This window comes from Aeromonas salmonicida, assembly GCF_028355655.1.
Lineage (GTDB): Bacteria > Pseudomonadota > Gammaproteobacteria > Enterobacterales > Aeromonadaceae > Aeromonas > Aeromonas salmonicida.
Genome location: NZ_CP110645.1, coordinates 2,183,994 through 2,200,251, shown reverse-complemented (window position 1 = coordinate 2,200,251; position 16,258 = coordinate 2,183,994). Strand labels below are relative to the sequence as shown.

The following is a 16,258-nucleotide window of genomic DNA, read 5'->3' as shown; positions in this document are numbered from 1 at the left end:
ACGACCATGCCACCGTCCCTGCCCGGCAAGGAGATCACCTACAGCATCTCGGAGCTGGCCCATGAATTTGATATCACGCCAAGGACCATCCGCTACTACGAGGATGAGGGACTGATCACCCCGACCCGGGAGGGACAGACCCGCATCTACAGCCACAAGGACAAGATCCGCCTCAAGCTGACATTGCGCGGCAAACGGCTCGGCTTCAGCCTGGCGGAAATCCGCGAGCTGTTCGACATGTATGACACGGATCGGTCGAGCAAGACCCAGCTCCACTCCATGATCCAGCTCATCAATGCCAAGCGCCAATCCCTGCACCAGCAACTGGAGGATATCCAGATGGTGATGGCAGAGCTGGAAGCCGCCGAGCAGCGCTGTGCAAATTCCCTTAACAGCTTGAAAACCAGCGCAGATTAACCGAATCTGGGATCATCTCACCATCTTGGTGCTCCCGATGAAATGCTGGTGCTGGTTGTTACTCTTGTTCTGCTCCACGGCCTGGAGCCACCCCCTGATCCGGGTCGGGGGTTACCCCTATGCCCCCTTCGTGGTCAAGGAGAGTGAAAACCGCTATCGGGGACTGACGCTGGATCTCATCTCGGCGCTCAACGAAGTTCAGCAAGAGGTGCGTTTTGTCTTTGTCCCCACCTCGGCCACCTATCGCTATCAGGCGCTGGCACTCGGCCGCTTCTCCCTCATGCTGTTCGAGGATATCCGCTGGAATTGGGATGCGGAACAAGTTCACATGACCCCACCTTTACTGCTGGGGGGCGAAATATATGTCGCTCTCAAGGTGCCCGGGCGTGATCAAACTTTCTTCGAACACATTGATCAGCGCAAGCTTATCGGCGTCACCGGTTATCACTATGGATTTGCCGACTTCAATGCCAATGCGGACGCGCTCAAGCAGCGCTTTCGCATCACACTGGTGAAAGACAGTGCCACCGCCATACAGGGATTGTTCAAGGGGCGCGGCGACGTGGCCATCCTCAACCTTGCCTACCTCAACCAGTTCAGCCAACAGTATCCTGAGCTGGCAACCCAGTTGCTGCGGTCAGACAAGTGGGATCAGCAGTATGAGCTGAGAGCATTGCTCAGCCCGACGGCAAACATCTCGACCCGCCAGCTGGAAACCTGGCTGGCCGAGTTGAAGAAAAGCGGAACCCTGGCACGCTTGTGGACAAAGTACGGCGTACAGCATCAAGCGGCACCATGATTATGTCCTGAAAACTTGCTACCCTGTGCGCATCAATTGGAGACCGTCATGCCCAACCCCCTGCGTGTCCGCCTGCTGCGCTATACCCTTTATCTCTTCGCCGCACTGCTCATCTCCCTGTTGGTCCTGTTATGGCAAGCGCCGACTCTCACCCAGCGCCACCTGCCCGCCTGGCTGGCCAAACACTATGGTCTGAACCTGACGCTGGGAGAGATCCATGTCAGCCTGCGCCATCCCTCCCTTGCCATCGGTCCCTCGGCGCTGCTCGATGAAAAACAGCAACCCATCATCGCCTTCGAGCAGTTGCAGCTTGTCCCCGAGCTTGGCAAGAGCTGGCGGCAGAAGGCCATTATTCTGAGTGACGCCACCCTCACAAAGCCGATGGTGAATCTCATCCGTCGGGCCGACAGCAAAGGTGAAGGTGAGGTACGTTTCAATCTGACCGATGCCCTGGCCAGCGTGCTGACGCCCTCGCTGACGCCCGCCACGACCAGCAGCGAGCCCCCTCTGGTACAGATAGCCAAACTGGCCGCCGTACAGGGTCACGTCAGCTACCAGGACAGTCGCAAGAAAAACAGTGCGGGCTGGATACCCCCGCTCACCCTGAGCGGGCTCGATCTGCAACTGCCAGATTTCTCCACTGCGGCGAAAAATACCAACCACTTCCAGTTGACCGCCCGGCTCAACAAGCAGAGCCCTCTCAAGGCGAGCGGCCAGCTCGATATCATGACGGGGGCTGGCAAGGGCCAGCTCAGTCTCGGCAAGCTTGCGCTCTCGCCCTTCGCGCCGCTCTGGGCCCCCTACCTCAAGGTCAATCTGGTCAAGGGCGAGGCCAGCGCCGAACTGAACTACCAGCTCAGTCAGGGCAAGCATGGGCTGGATTGGCAGTTGTCAAAGGGCAAGCTGACTTTGAGCGACTGGCAACTCAAGCAGAACAAGGGCGCCGAGTTTGCCCGCTTCAAACAGCTGGCATTGGCAGGCATAGCCCTGGATGGCAACAAGCAGTCGGTCAGGATCGACAAGATCGCACTCAAGGCCCCGGCGGTCACGGCAACCCTCGATGCCGCGCAGCAGTTGGACCTGACAACACTGCTTGTCCCCCAGCCTGCGGATAAACCCTCGGGCAAAAAGCCGACTTCGGGCAACCCCTGGCGCTGGTCGCTCAAGGAGACGCGCATCAGCCAGGGGGCGTTCAAGCTGACCGAATCGAGCAGTGGCAAGCCGCTGCTGCGCGAGATCTCCGGGCTGAACCTCACGCTGGGTCCCCTTGGCAGTCAGTCTGATCAGCCCAGCCCGCTCAACCTCAATGCCACCCTCAACACCCAGAGTACGCTGGGGTTTGACGGCGGCCTCACCCTGGCCCCTTTCACCCTCAAGGGCGAGTTCAAGCAGCAGGGGCTGCCCCTCAAATGGGCCCAACCCTACCTGCAGGATCTGCTGCGCATCACGGTGTGCGACGGCCAGCTTGCCAGCCGTACCAAACTGGCCTTGACCACCAATGCCGAGGGGGCGCTGAGCAAACTCGAGGTCACAGGGGGGCTCGACATAGACCAGTTGTTCGTGCTTGATCGGGCCGACAATCAACGCCTGCTGCAGATAGATCGCCTGGAGCTGAGCGGGTTGCACTATGACGGCATCAGCCAGCAGGTGAAGATTGGCGACATACTGCTGCGCAAACCCTTCGCCCGCATCGAGATCAACGAAGACGGGATCACCAACCTCCAGCAACTGGTACTGCCACAAGCCGCCAGCACAGAGCCCGCCAACGGGCCCGTCCCCCGCATTACCATCGATCAGGTCCGCACCGAACAGGGCAACCTGCGCTTTGCCGATCGCAGCCTGAGCCCGGAATTCGTGGTGGACATTGCCTCCCTCAGCGGCCAGAGCCGCCATATCAGCAATATTCCCGGCCAACGTTCGGATCTCGCCTTCAACGGCAAGGTTGACCGCTATGCCCCCGTGACCATTCGCGGCAACACCAATCTGCTGATCGAGCAGCCCGTGCTCGATGTAGCGGTCACCTTCAGCAACCTGGAGCTCACCACTTTCACCCCCTACTCCAGTACCTACGCCGGGTATGCCATCGACAAAGGACAGCTCTCCATGAAGCTGAACTACAAGCTGCAGGGCAATCGACTGGAGGGGGATAACGACATCACCATCAAGAAGCTGCAACTGGGAGAGAAGATCAAGAGCGAGCAGGCCAAGGACATGCCGCTGGGACTGGCCATCGCCCTGCTCAGCGATGCCAACGGCGTCATCCAGATGAACCTGAAGGTAAAAGGCAATCTGGATCAGCCAGATTTCAGCCTCGGCAATATCTTCTGGGATGTACTGGGCAATACCCTCAGAAAGGCCATTACGTCCCCCTTCTCTCTGCTGGCGTCGTTGACCGGAGGCACTGAGGATCTGGATGAGCTGCCCTTCCTGCTGGGTGAGCCGGCTCTCACTCCGACCCAGCAGATCAGGCTGACCAAGCTGGCGCAAGCGCTCAAGGAGAGACCCAAGATCAGCATGAACATTCGCGGCAAGGTCAACTTCAACGAAGAGCGCCCCATTTTGCAGCGCCAGAAGCTGGAGCGAGTATTGACCAAGATCACGGGCATGCCGGTTGACCTCGATCTGCTGGAGCAGGACCCCATACTCCAAGCCGCGCTGGCCGAAGCCTATGAGACGCGCTTCAACGAGGATCTTGGGGATCTGGCCGATCGGCTGAAACTGGATGAGTCGAGCCCGGCCCTGCGAAGCCAGGCTATGATCCTGCTGCGGGATCAACAGCTGATCACCGCCAAGTCCCTGCGCAATCTGGCCATGCGCCGTGCCCAGAATACCAAGGAGTATCTGGTGGATACCCAGGGGATTGCGCCGGAACGGTTGTTCGTACTCGACAGTCAGGTAAAGGAGGCGGACAAGGAAGCCAAGGTCGTTCTGACACTGGATAACTGACCGCTGCCGGGGAGCAGAAACGGCTCACCGGCGTTTTCACCTCAGCTCTCCTTGATTGTTCGTGCCGCCTTGCGTCCACGTCTTCCTTGAGACCATAGCCACTAACGACTCATCATTGAGTGCGCAGAGCATAGAGGGTATATCCACCCTCATTCCCAACGCCTTTTACGACTGTGCTCTGCCCTCCTCTGGCGACCCGTTATCCCGTTATCCCGTTATCCCGTTATCCCGTTATCCACATAATGCGTCCCATGTGAGCGCCCCTGCTCGACCGGTTTTCCTCTGGATTTGGGCAAGTGTCTTCTGCGCTTCAAACGGTGACTCTCTCTTTTTGTTTGATGGCATATATAGTGATTTTTGCCTCTGACGAATGCCACGCATCTGGCTGCAACAGACAAGAGCCCAGTGGCACGAAACAGGCTCGAAAACCAGGGGATGAAGGCACTGCTGCTATCTGTTATTCACTTTCACATCCGGCGTGGCTCACACAAAAAATCAACCTTGCCACCGCTATTCATTCACCTGTTATCTACCTGAATGGCACGAATAATGACGTGGATAAAATTTCGTGTAGTTTTTTTACCATTTTTTGTACTCCCCTCTTGCGAGGGACCCGTTGCCTGCCTAAAATCGCGCGTCTTTTATCAACCCCCACCTCTATTTTTGGAGAACACCACGTGAGCGAAAAATTGGCCAACCCTGCCCCTCTGGGTCTGATGGGTTTCGGTATGACCACCATTCTGCTGAACATCCATAACGCAGGTTTCTTCCCCATCAGCGCCATGATCCTGGCCATGGGCCTGTGCTATGGCGGTCTGGCCCAGATCATCGCCGGTATCATGGAGTTCAAGCGTGGCAACACCTTCGGTGTCACCGCCTTCATCTCCTACGGCACCTTCTGGTGGAGCCTGGTGTTCCTGCTGGTGATGCCGACCATGGGTCTGGCCGAAGCCACTCCCCACGCTTACATGGGCTGGTATCTGCTGATGTGGGGCATGTTCACTCTCTTCATGCTGGTCGGCACCGTCAACTTCCCCCGTGTGAAGCAGTTCGTGTTCGCCTCCCTGACAGTGCTGTTCTTCCTGCTGGCCGCCCGTGATTTCACCGGCAGCACCCTGATCGGCACCATTGCCGGTTTCGAAGGCATCATCTGTGGCGCCAGTGCCATCTACCTGGCCATGGCTACCGTGATCAACGAACAGTTTGGCCGCACTGTGCTGCCGATTGGCGATCACAAGAAAGCCGCTGCAGTACAGCTGAAAGCTGCTGCCTGATAGGTAAGCAATTCAGATTGTGAAAAAGGCACCTCCGGGTGCCTTTTTGCTATTCAGATTAAATCATCTGCGGATCGGTTATCAGACAGCTAGCCCCGTTTGCGCCTCTCCCGCCAACAAGCGGATCGCCGGAAAACGCAGGGCGGGATCCTGGCTGAAGAACTGGCTTAGTTGTCGGTATACAGCGGGATAGACCTGCCGCAAGCGCAACGGATCGGTAAAGAAGCTCTCGCAGCACACGGCAAAAAACTCGGCCGGATGCTCGGCGGCATAGGGATCGATAGCGGTTACCTCGTCGCGGGCCAGCTGGGCATTCATGGCATCGAACGCCTCCTGCAGGGCCTGGGTCCACTGGCGTGTATCCATGCCACTTGGCAGCGGTGGCGCGCCGTCGGCATCTCCCCCCAGCATGTCGAGTTTATGAGCCAATTCGTGGATAACCAGGTTGAAGCCATCCCAATCCCCGTCCTGCTGCAACTCGCTCCAGGCCAGCACCAGCGGCCCCTGAGGCCAGGACTCCCCAGCGTTTTCTTCTTCCCACTCGCTCACCAGACCGAATTCATCCTGCACCTCCTGACGACGGACAACGGGTTCCGGGATCAATATGATTTCGTGAAAGCCACGATACCAGTCGAGACCAAGATGCAAAATGGGCAGCACCGCCTGCAAGGCCAATACCGCCTGCTGGCGGGAAGTCAGCTCAACCCCGAGTTGGGTCAGGGTCTTGCGGGCCAGAAATTGCTGCGCCAGAGCAATCAACCGCAGCTGATCGTCTTTGGAAAATCCCTGCAAGATGGGCACCACAGCCAGGGCCTGTTGCCACTCCAGCGCTCGTGGGGCGCTCTCTTCCTGTCGGGACATACCACCAAACAGACTCCATAACCTGGACCAGAACACGCAGACTCCTCTTGCCAATCAAAATACTTTTACGAACCGCTTCGGACGCTCGAGGTAACCCTGAGACAGATAGAAACGATGGGCATCTTGCCGTTTGAGACTGCTGGACAATTCCAGCTGGCTGCAACCTTGCGCCAGGGCGCGAGCTTCTGCCGTCGCCAGCAAGGCAGCCCCCACACCAGCGCCTCTTGCACCTTCATCGACGACCAGCGCCGAGATCAGGCCCCAGTCTGGTGCAACATGCAAGGGCCGCAGGCGATGCCACACCAGCACTCCCACGACCTCGACCTCGTGACAGGCGAGCAGCACCTCACGATCAGCAGCTGGCTGCAACCAGCGTTCAGCCACCTCGACCGGGCTGGCGGGATAGCCAAGCTGCCCGAACAGGTGGGCCATGGCGACCGCATCCCCCTGCCCGGCGAGGCGGATCACATTGAGATGGTTTTCTATTTTCATCCTTGGCCTCAAATTTGCTGTGTCTCCGTTATCACCAATCCAGGTAGACGAGAGAGGAGATCATGGCGGGGATACCGACACATCCCGACCAAAAGGGCCATTTGTTAACGCCAACTCACAAATTAACAACATGACAACATATTTCGCTGGGAAGCCCTTGAACAAACCGATATGTTAAAACCCACGGACTTGGCAGTTGAAAGTCCCGCTCAAGATTGAGTGACCCTCTTGGTCACTTACCATTTTAAGGGAGCGAGGCAAAGACCTCGCCAAGACAGCACAACAAAGGAGTTGTTGTACATGAATGAAATCGTCAATGCTATCAATGGTGTGATTTGGAGCCCTGCGCTCATCTATCTGTGCCTGGGGGTAGGCCTCTACTTCTCCCTGCGCACCCGTTTTTTGCAACTGCGCCACATGAAAGAGATGGTACGCCTGATGTTTGATGGCAAGAGCACCGATGCAGGTGTCTCCTCCTTCCAGGCGCTGGCCATGACGCTTGCGGGTCGGGTCGGTACCGGCAACATAGCCGGTGTCGCCACTGCCATCACCTTCGGTGGTCCGGGCGCCCTGTTCTGGATGTGGATGGTGGCCTTCCTCGGTGCCAGCTCAGCATTCGTGGAGTCCACCCTGGGTCAAGTCTACAAAGAGAAGATCAACGGTGAGTACCGCGGTGGCCCAGCCTTTTATATCGAGAAAGGGCTTGGCATGAAGTGGTACGCCTGGACCTTCGCCATATCTACCATCTTTGCCTGCGGCGTGCTGCTGCCGGGGGTTCAAGCAAACTCCATCGGCTCCAGCCTGAAAACCGCCTTTGATATCGATCCAAACGTCACTGCCGCTGGTCTGGCGCTGCTGCTGGGCTTTATCATCTTCGGTGGCGTCAAACGGATTGCCAGCTTTGCCAGTACCGTAGTGCCCTTCATGGCGCTGGGCTACATCATAGTGGCCTGCGTCATCATCGCCCTCAACATCTCGGCACTGCCGGGCGTGATCCTGCTGATCTGGAAGAGTGCCTTTGGTCTGGACGCCGGTTTTGGTGCCATTCTGGGTCTGGCCATCATGTGGGGCGTCAAGCGTGGGGTCTATTCCAACGAAGCGGGTCAAGGTACCGGCCCCCATGCCTCCTCTGCCGCCGCAGTGAGCCACCCGGCCAAACAAGGGCTGGTGCAGGCGTTTTCCGTCTACATCGACACCCTGTTTGTCTGCTCCGCCACCGGCTTCATGCTGCTGATCACCGGCCTTTACAACGTGCAAGGACCGGATGGCGCAGCCATTTACACAGGCATCGCCGGCATTGCCGCAGGCCCTGGTTATGTACAGACCGCCATGGAGAGCATGATGCCGGGCTTTGGCAGCATCTTCGTGGCTATCGCGCTGTTCTTCTTCGCGTTCACCACCATAGTCGCCTACTACTACATCGCCGAAACCAACATCGCCTATATCAACCGCAAGATTAATCGCCCCTGGCTCACCTTCTTGCTGAAGATTGCTCTGATGGCAGCGACTGTCTACGGTACCGTCAAGACGGCAGATCTCGCCTGGGGTCTGGGAGACATAGGGGTAGGTCTGATGGCCTGGCTCAACATCGTCGCCATCCTGCTGCTGCAAAAAACTGCTTTTATCTGCTTGAAAGACTATGAAGCACAGCAGGCTCAAGGGCTGGATCCCGTGTTCCATCCCGAGAAACTCGGTATCAAGAACGCCGATTACTGGACTGGTCGCCGCTCCGAGCAAAACCTGGAGCAAGAGCTGTCCGGCCACCCGTTCGAACCGGATCCGGATACCATCACCAAATAAGTGCAACGACACAACGAAAAATGGCAGCCTCGGCTGCCATTTTATTTTGCTGTGTTCTTTACCGCTTCCCTTTACCGCGTCAGAGGGCGTTGCGCCTCGGCCCAAACGGCAGGCGCCAGCGAAACAGGCTGTTGAACGTGGCGCGCCACTGATTGGGTCGACCCAGGATCTGCTTTTGCAAGCGGGTCTCTTCCTTGAGCATCACCTCATCGCTGCGAGCCCAGGCCTGCTGGTAGAGCTGCTTGATCCCCGCCAGCGCATCCGGCGACTTGGTGATGAGGGTACGGGCAAACTCCCGCGCCTCGGTCAGCGGATCCTCGCATACCCGGCTTACCAACCCGAGGGACTTGGCCTCCAGTGCATCGCACTCGCGCCCGCTCATGGCGAGCTCCATGGCGGTATCCACCCCCATCAGGTTACGCAGGGTGACGCAGCCACTCATGTCGGGAATGATGCCCCACTTGATCTCCATCACGGAGAAGCGACAATCCGGGGTGCTGAACCGGAAGTCGGCGCCGAGGGCAATCTGCAAGCCGCCGCCAAAGCACACCCCCTGGGTCACGGCAATCACAGGTACCGGCAACTGGTGCCAGCCATAGGCGACCCGCTGCGCCAGATTGGTTGCCTCATCCGCCTCGCGCTTGAGTATGTCCAGGGCCGCCACCGGCTGCTTGAGCATGGATTTCACATCCAGCCCGGCGCAGAAGGCGCGCCCTTCCCCATACAGGATCACGGCCCGCAGCCCCTTGTGTTGCTGCAACTCGGCGAGCGTCTGGTCGATGGCGCCAAACATGCTTCTATCCAGCGCATTGAGCTTGTCCCCCCGCGCCAGCATCACCTCGGCGATACCGTCCCGGATCTCGCACTTGACCCTTGGTTTTTCCATTTCCCTCTCCGCTCCTCGAATCAAACTGGTCATACCACCACGTTATCAGAGTGTTATTGCGAGGTACAGCGAGGCCACCATTTTCCCGCGTCCTGTTGCAGGCAAGGTGTGCGACTAAAGTCGGCTGGCTCCTGCGTCACGGCTTTGTCAGACTGATCTGACGCCACAGGCCAAGGATTGCCATGACTAGCTTGTTCAACTTTGCCCGCCCCCCATTTGATGTACTGAATGCAGAGCAGCGTGAGCGGCTCGAACAGCACCTCTCCATCTGCTATTTTCGCGCGGGACAGACGGTGTTGAACGCCGGTGATGCCCCACCCGGCCTCTACCTCATCATCAAGGGAGCGGTGGAGGAATCCGCGACCCATCACCATTTTGGCGATTACGGGGTCGACGATCTGTTTGATGTGCGCGCCCAGTTTGATGGCCGCTGTCGCCACCAGTTCAACGCACTGGAAGATACCCTCTGCCAGCTCATTCCCCACGCCGAGTTTCGGGCACTGTGCGACAGCAATCCGGCGCTGGCTGGCTACTTCACCGCCAGCCTGGCCGAACGACAACAGCAACAAGAGCAGCGCGAACAGCTGGGCCAGAAGAATCTGGCGGAATTTATCCTGACCCGGATTGAACCCGGTCATCTGCAAGCACCGCTCGTCGTCGAAAACCGGCTCAGCCTGCTGGCGGCCACCGAGGCCATGGTGGCCAAGGGCACGGATTGCCTGCTCTATCCCGCTCACGATGGCAGCCTGACCCTGGCTACCCGCAAGACATTGCTGCACGCCCTCACCCTGAAGGGGCTGCCGCTGACGGCACCGCTTGCCGTGCTGACCCCGGCACCGCTGATTGGCCTGCCACTGGGCAGCTATCTGTTTGATGCCCTATTATTGATGACCCGTCATCGCATCAAGCGGCTGGTCATCTGGCAACAAGGTGAAGTGATGGGCATCTTGCAGTTGGCACAGGTGCTGGGGCTATTCTCCACCCACTCCCATGTGTTGACCCTGCGCATCGCCCGCGCCGATACACTGCCCGCGCTGGAAGCGGTGGCCCGGGAGCAGCAACAACTGACCCGCTCCCTGTTTAGTCAGGGTATCCACACCGCCTTTTTGATGAAACTCATCGCCACCATCAACGAGCAATTGATCGCCAAGGCCTTTTCTCTGGTGATCCCGCCCGAGGTACAGGACAAGGTGTGCCTGCTGATGCTGGGCTCGGAGGGGCGCGGCGAACAGATCCTCAAAACAGATCAGGACAATGCCCTGATCCTGCCTGCCGACCTGTACTGGCCCAGTCAACAGGAAGACCTGACCACCTTCAGCGCACTGCTTGAGCAACTCGGTTACCCGCCCTGTCCCGGCCAGGTGATGGTCAACAACCCCCTATGGGTGAAAGAGATGACGCAGTGGCAGAGCGGGATTGAGCAGGCCTGCCTCGCAGCAAACGAAGCCAGCCTGCTCTGGCTCGCCACCCTGGCCGATGCTCACCCTATCGCCGGAAATCGCAACCTGCTCCCTCCCATCGCCCGTCAACTGCGGGAGCAGCTTGCCGACAGGCGGGATCTGCTGGCGGAGATGGTCAGGCCGGCAGTGGCTTTTCATGCGCCGCTCACCCTGTTTGGCCGGCTGGAACGCTCCGCTGATGGGCTGGATCTCAAGCGGGGCGGACTGTTCCCCCTGGTCCATGGCATCCGTATGCTGGCACTGGAGGCGACCATTATGGAAACCTCGACCCTGGGGCGCATTGAGGCACTGGTGGCAGCAGAACGACTTAGCGCCAGCTATGGTGACAATCTGGCAGAGGCATTTCGACTCTTTATCCGCCTGCGATTGCGCAGCCAGCTCAAGGGAGGAGAGAGCCGGGTACAGGTCAATGAACTCAGCCACGGCGAGCGGGATCTGCTGCGTCAGGCACTGCATCAGGTAAAGAAATTCCAGCAGTGGCTCACCTTGCACTTTCGTCTGAGACAATAGGCATGTGGAGCCGCGCTCGACGCTACTGGCATGGCCGTGCTTTCCGAACTGGCGAGTTCGCACCGCTCTTTGCTCTGCCACCAGAGGATGAGCTGATTGCCCTCGATTTTGAAACCACCAGCCTGGATCCTGCCCGGGCCGAGATCGTTTCCATCGGGGCGGTGCGCATCAAGGGTAACCGGATATTGACCGGCGAAGCGCTCTCACTGCGGGTACAAGCCCCCGCCAGCCTGAACGCGCAATCCGTGGTGATCCACGGTCTGCGCCATCAGGATCTGCAACAGGGCATGAGGCTGGAAGCCGCACTGCGCCAGCTGTTGGCCTTTATCGGTCCACGTGAACTGGTGGGATATCACATCGCCTACGATCTGCGCATTCTCAACCTGGCCTGTCAGAAACAGTGGGGGCTGACCCTTGCCCAACAAGGGATAGAGGTGAGCCGGCTCTACCACGATCACCTCTATCGCCGCTATCCCGACGCGGTCATCGACCTGCATCTGGCCGCCATCCGCCAGCACCTGAACTTGCCTTCCCTGCCCGTACACGACGCCCTGAGTGATGCCATCACGGCTGCTCTTATTTACCTGCGCCTGACCCAAGGCGGGCCACTGGCTTATCCCAAAGTCTAATTGCCCACAAATAACATTTAATTCACATTTTGATTACATGAGCAGGGTGCCTGCTCGGTAGGGACTTCCCTTCATCCACCGCTGACACTTATGTCATGGAGAACTGCAATGGAACAGCAACGTTATTTGAGGATCCAGCAAGATCCCCACTTCCAGGAGTTGGTGGCCAAACGCCAGCGCTTTGCCTGGACCCTCTCCATCCTGATGCTGGGGCTTTACCTGGCCTTCATCCTGCTCATCGCTTTTGCCCCCGGCTGGCTTGGCACCCCCTTGAGCGAGGGCTCCACCATCACCCGTGGTATTCCGGTGGGAGTGGGGCTGATCCTATCTTCCTTCATACTGACCGGCATCTATGTATTCCGGGCCAACGGTGAGTTCGACGAGCTGAACCAGAAGATCCTCAAGGGAGTGCAATCATGAAAGGCAAGTCTCTGCTGTTGCTGGCCTCGCTGGCCTCTTCCCCCTTGCTGGCGGCCGAGGCGCTGACCGGTGACGTCAATCGCCAACCCCTCAACATCTCTGCCATCGTCATGTTCGTGATCTTCGTGGCGGGTACCCTGTTCATTACCTATTGGGCCTCCAAGCGTAACCGCTCCGCCTCCGATTATTATGCCGCTGGCGGACGCATCACCGGCTTTCAAAACGGTCTGGCCATCGCCGGCGACTACATGTCTGCCGCCTCTTTCCTCGGTATTTCCGCTCTGGTTTACACCTCGGGCTACGATGGCCTCATTTACTCCATCGGCTTTTTGGTGGGCTGGCCCATCATACTGTTCCTGATCGCGGAGCGGCTGCGCAATCTCGGCAAATATACCTTTGCTGATGTGGCTTCCTACCGTCTCAAGCAGACCTCGGTGCGCAGCCTCTCCGCCAGTGGATCCCTGGTGGTAGTGGCCCTCTACCTCATCGCCCAGATGGTGGGTGCAGGCAAACTCATCGAGCTGCTGTTCGGCCTGCAATACCATGTGGCCGTGGTGCTGGTCGGCATACTGATGGTGCTCTATGTGTTGTTTGGCGGCATGCTGGCCACCACCTGGGTGCAGATCATCAAGGCGGTGATGCTGCTCTCCGGTGCCAGCTTCATGGCCATCATGGTGATGAAGTCCGTCAACTTCGATATCGGTGCCCTGTTCAGCGAAGCGGTCAAGGTGCATGAGAAGGGTATCGCCATCATGAGTCCGGGTGGGCTGGTGTCTGATCCCATCTCCGCCATCTCGCTGGGTCTGGCGCTGATGTTCGGTACCGCCGGTCTACCCCACATACTGATGCGTTTCTTCACAGTGAGCGATGCCAAGGAAGCCCGTAAATCTGTGTTCTATGCCACCGGCTTCATCGGCTACTTCTACATCTTGACCTTCATCATCGGCTTTGGCGCCATTTTGCTGGTCAGCACCAACCCTGACTTCAAGGACGCCACCGGCGCCCTGCTGGGCGGCACCAATATGGCAGCCATTCATCTGGCCGATGCAGTCGGTGGCAGCCTGTTCCTCGGTTTCATCTCCGCCGTTGCGTTCGCCACCATACTGGCGGTGGTCGCGGGCTTGACCCTGGCAGGTGCTTCTGCGGTCTCCCACGATATCTATGCCAGCGTCATCAAGAAGGGCAAGGCCAACGAAACCGACGAGCTGCGCGTTTCCAAGTACACCACTGTGGTGCTGGGGGTGGTCGCCATCGGTCTGGGGATCCTGTTCGAGAAGCAGAACATCGCCTTCATGGTCGGACTGGCCTTCTCCATTGCGGCGAGCTGCAACTTCCCTGTGCTCTTCCTCTCCATGTTCTGGTCCCGTCTGACGACGCGCGGCGCCGTCTTCGGTGGCTGGCTCGGTCTGGTCAGTGCGGTCAGCCTGATGGTGCTGGGCCCGACCGTGTGGGTGAAGGTACTGGGTCATGCAGAAGCTATCTTCCCCTACGAGTACCCTGCCCTCTTCTCCATGGCAGTGGCTTTCATCGGGATCTGGCTGTTCTCTGTCACCGACAAGTCCGAGAATGCGGCCGACGAACATGCCAAGTTCCTGCCCCAGTTCATCCGTTCACAAACCGGGCTCGGTGCCTCCGGCGCGACAGCCCACTAACCACAACTTACCTTGTTGCAAGCCGGCCCTGCGCCGGCTTTTTTCATGGCCGACGCTCACTGACGATTCCCCCCATGCCATGAGAACCGGTCACTGACTTCATCAAAACGTTCAGAGGGCTTGCCACCTGATCTGTGCCCTGCCCGCAATGGGGCCAGATCACAGTTCTTGCTAAAACTTTCGGGGGATCTGTGCCATAATGCGCGCCATTTGACAGACCAACCGGGACACTTACTTTGTTAAGCAGCAATAACATCACCATGCAATTCGGCGCCAAGCCGCTGTTTGAGAACATCAACGTCAAGTTTGGCGGCGGCAACCGCTATGGCCTCATTGGCGCCAACGGCTGTGGCAAGTCCACCTTTATGAAGATCCTCGGCGGCGACCTTGAGCCGAGTGGCGGTAATGTGAGCCTGGACGTCAACGAGCGTATCGGTAAGCTGCGCCAGGACCAGTTCGCCTACGAAGAGATGCGCGTGCTGGACGTGGTCATGATGGGTCACGGCGAGTTGTGGGCCGCCATCGCCGAACGCGATGCCATCTACGCCAACCTGGACGCCACCGACGACGACTACATGAAGGCCGCCGAGCTGGAAGGCATGGTTGCCGAGTACGATGGCTATACCGCTGAATCCCGTGCAGGCGAACTGCTGCTGGGCGCAGGTATCCCCATCGAACAGCACAACGGTCCCATGAGCGAAGTGGCTCCAGGCTGGAAACTGCGGGTGCTGCTGGCCCAGGCCCTCTTCTCCAACCCCGACATCCTGTTGCTGGACGAACCGACCAACAACCTGGACATCAATACCATCCGCTGGCTGGAGCAGGTGCTCAACGATCGTGAAAGCACCATGATCATCATCTCTCACGATCGTCACTTCCTGAACTCTGTCTGCACCCACATGGCGGATCTGGACTACGGCGAGCTGCGCGTCTACCCGGGCAACTACGACGAGTACATGACAGCCGCCACCCAGGCCCGCGAGCGTCTGCTCTCCGACAACGCCAAGAAGAAGGCCCAGATCGCCGATCTGCAATCCTTCGTCTCCCGTTTCAGCGCCAACGCCTCCAAATCCAGCCAGGCCACCTCTCGCCTCAAGCAGATCGACAAGATCAAGATTGAGGAAGTGAAGGTGTCCAGCCGTCAGAACCCCTTCATCCGCTTCGAGCAGGAGAAGAAGCTCTACCGCAACATCCTGGAAATGGAAAACGTTGCCAAAGGCTATGGCGATGCGCCCCTGTTCAAGGGCCTCAGCATGATGCTGGAAGTGGGCGAGAAGGTCGCCATTCTGGGTACCAACGGCATCGGTAAATCCACCCTGATCAAGACGCTCGTTGGCGATCTGACCCCGGACACCGGCACCATCAAATGGTCCGAGAATGCCCAGATCGGTTACTACGCTCAGGATCATGCCGAAGACTTCGACACCGACCTCAATGTGTTCGACTGGATGGCACAGTGGAAACAGGAGAATGAAGATGAGCAGGCGGTACGCTCCATTCTCGGCCGTCTGCTGTTCACCCAGGATGACATCAAGAAGCCGGTCAAGGTGCTCTCCGGTGGTGAACAGGGTCGCATGCTGTTCGGCAAGCTGATGATGCAGCGCCCCAACATCCTCATCATGGATGAACCGACCAACCACCTGGACATGGAATCTATCGAATCCTTGAACATGGCGCTGGAAATGTATCAGGGCACCCTGATCTTCGTCTCCCACGACCGCGAGTTCGTCTCCTCATTGGCGACCCGCATCCTGGAACTGAGCGAGAACGGCATCCGTGACTTCGGCGGTACCTACGAGGAGTACCTGCGCACTCAGGGCGTGGTGTAATCCCTCGCCCGCCAGGGCGCTTGAATAGAAAAAACCGGCAAGTGATTGCCGGTTTTTTTATGGCCGCCGCGCTCTGATCCGTCCCCTACGGGAAACCAACACATATCCTCGTTTCTACGCTGCGCATAACGTATCACGCAGGTCACGCAGGTCACGCAGGTCACGCAGGTCACGCAGGTCACGCAGGTCACGCAGGTCACGCAGGTCACGCAGGTCACGCAGGTCACGCAGGTCACGCAGCCAGCATAGCGACCTCAACCCCACTTCGCAGATAAAAAAACGG

At 58.4% G+C, this 16,258-nt stretch carries 14 protein-coding genes; 10 read left to right on the top strand and 4 right to left on the bottom strand.

Annotation, left to right across the window (positions count from 1 at the left end; all coding sequences use genetic code 11):
• The first annotated feature begins 6 nt into the window (after window positions 1-6).
• The 4 genes from ONZ54_RS10500 (at window position 7) to ONZ54_RS10485 (ending at window position 5,436) form a co-directional block, all read left to right on the top strand.
• Window positions 7-417, top strand: a complete 411-nt coding sequence (locus ONZ54_RS10500) for a MerR family transcriptional regulator (RefSeq protein ID WP_005315403.1) — start codon at window positions 7-9, stop codon at window positions 415-417.
• 37 nt (window positions 418-454) lie between these two features.
• A complete protein-coding gene (locus ONZ54_RS10495) occupies window positions 455-1,216 on the top strand; it encodes a substrate-binding periplasmic protein (RefSeq protein WP_271788101.1) in 762 nt (253 codons plus the stop codon).
• Between the two features lie 48 nt (window positions 1,217-1,264).
• Window positions 1,265-4,162, top strand: a complete 2,898-nt coding sequence (locus tag ONZ54_RS10490; protein ID WP_271788100.1) for a DUF748 domain-containing protein — start codon at window positions 1,265-1,267, stop codon at window positions 4,160-4,162.
• A gap of 677 nt (window positions 4,163-4,839) precedes the next feature.
• On the top strand, window positions 4,840-5,436 hold the full coding sequence (locus ONZ54_RS10485; RefSeq protein ID WP_005315399.1) for an acetate uptake transporter: 597 nt from the start codon (window positions 4,840-4,842) through the stop codon (window positions 5,434-5,436).
• A gap of 81 nt (window positions 5,437-5,517) precedes the next feature.
• On the opposite strand, the gene ONZ54_RS10480 is transcribed toward ONZ54_RS10485, so the two are convergent.
• Together ONZ54_RS10480 and ONZ54_RS10475 are read right to left on the bottom strand one after the other, a co-directional pair.
• Complete coding sequence (locus ONZ54_RS10480) at window positions 5,518-6,333, bottom strand: M90 family metallopeptidase (RefSeq protein ID WP_271788099.1); 816 nt, start codon at window positions 6,331-6,333, stop codon at window positions 5,518-5,520.
• Window positions 6,334-6,351: 18 nt separating this feature from the next.
• Window positions 6,352-6,789, bottom strand: coding sequence for a GNAT family N-acetyltransferase (locus tag ONZ54_RS10475; RefSeq protein ID WP_271788098.1), 438 nt, complete (start codon window positions 6,787-6,789; stop codon window positions 6,352-6,354).
• Between the two features lie 300 nt (window positions 6,790-7,089).
• Here ONZ54_RS10475 and ONZ54_RS10470 point away from each other — a divergent pair, with 300 nt between their 5' ends.
• Window positions 7,090-8,589, top strand: coding sequence for an alanine/glycine:cation symporter family protein (locus ONZ54_RS10470; RefSeq protein WP_058394006.1), 1,500 nt, complete (start codon window positions 7,090-7,092; stop codon window positions 8,587-8,589).
• Between the two features lie 79 nt (window positions 8,590-8,668).
• On the opposite strand, the gene ONZ54_RS10465 is transcribed toward ONZ54_RS10470, so the two are convergent.
• Window positions 8,669-9,475, bottom strand: coding sequence for a crotonase/enoyl-CoA hydratase family protein (locus ONZ54_RS10465; RefSeq protein ID WP_005315394.1), 807 nt, complete (start codon window positions 9,473-9,475; stop codon window positions 8,669-8,671).
• A gap of 182 nt (window positions 9,476-9,657) precedes the next feature.
• Here ONZ54_RS10465 and ONZ54_RS10460 point away from each other — a divergent pair, with 182 nt between their 5' ends.
• The 5 genes from ONZ54_RS10460 to ONZ54_RS10440 all read left to right on the top strand — a co-directional run bounded on the left by ONZ54_RS10460 (window position 9,658) and on the right by ONZ54_RS10440 (window position 15,975).
• Complete coding sequence (locus tag ONZ54_RS10460; RefSeq protein WP_271788097.1) at window positions 9,658-11,445, top strand: putative nucleotidyltransferase substrate binding domain-containing protein; 1,788 nt, start codon at window positions 9,658-9,660, stop codon at window positions 11,443-11,445.
• Between the two features lie 2 nt (window positions 11,446-11,447).
• Window positions 11,448-12,074, top strand: a complete 627-nt coding sequence (locus tag ONZ54_RS10455; RefSeq protein WP_005315390.1) for a 3'-5' exonuclease — start codon at window positions 11,448-11,450, stop codon at window positions 12,072-12,074.
• 108 nt (window positions 12,075-12,182) lie between these two features.
• Complete coding sequence (locus ONZ54_RS10450) at window positions 12,183-12,494, top strand: DUF485 domain-containing protein (RefSeq protein ID WP_058394009.1); 312 nt, start codon at window positions 12,183-12,185, stop codon at window positions 12,492-12,494.
• Entirely contained in the window at window positions 12,491-14,146 is a 1,656-nt protein-coding gene (locus ONZ54_RS10445; RefSeq protein ID WP_042467894.1) for a cation acetate symporter, read from the top strand. The genes ONZ54_RS10450 and ONZ54_RS10445 overlap by 4 nt, the downstream gene beginning before the upstream one ends.
• A gap of 236 nt (window positions 14,147-14,382) precedes the next feature.
• Entirely contained in the window at window positions 14,383-15,975 is a 1,593-nt protein-coding gene (locus ONZ54_RS10440; RefSeq protein ID WP_058394011.1) for an ABC-F family ATPase, read from the top strand.
• 114 nt (window positions 15,976-16,089) lie between these two features.
• Here the strand turns inward: ONZ54_RS10440 and ONZ54_RS10435 are convergent, their stop codons facing one another.
• Complete coding sequence (locus ONZ54_RS10435) at window positions 16,090-16,233, bottom strand: hypothetical protein (RefSeq protein WP_271788096.1); 144 nt, start codon at window positions 16,231-16,233, stop codon at window positions 16,090-16,092.
• Between the last annotated feature and the right edge of the window lie 25 nt (window positions 16,234-16,258).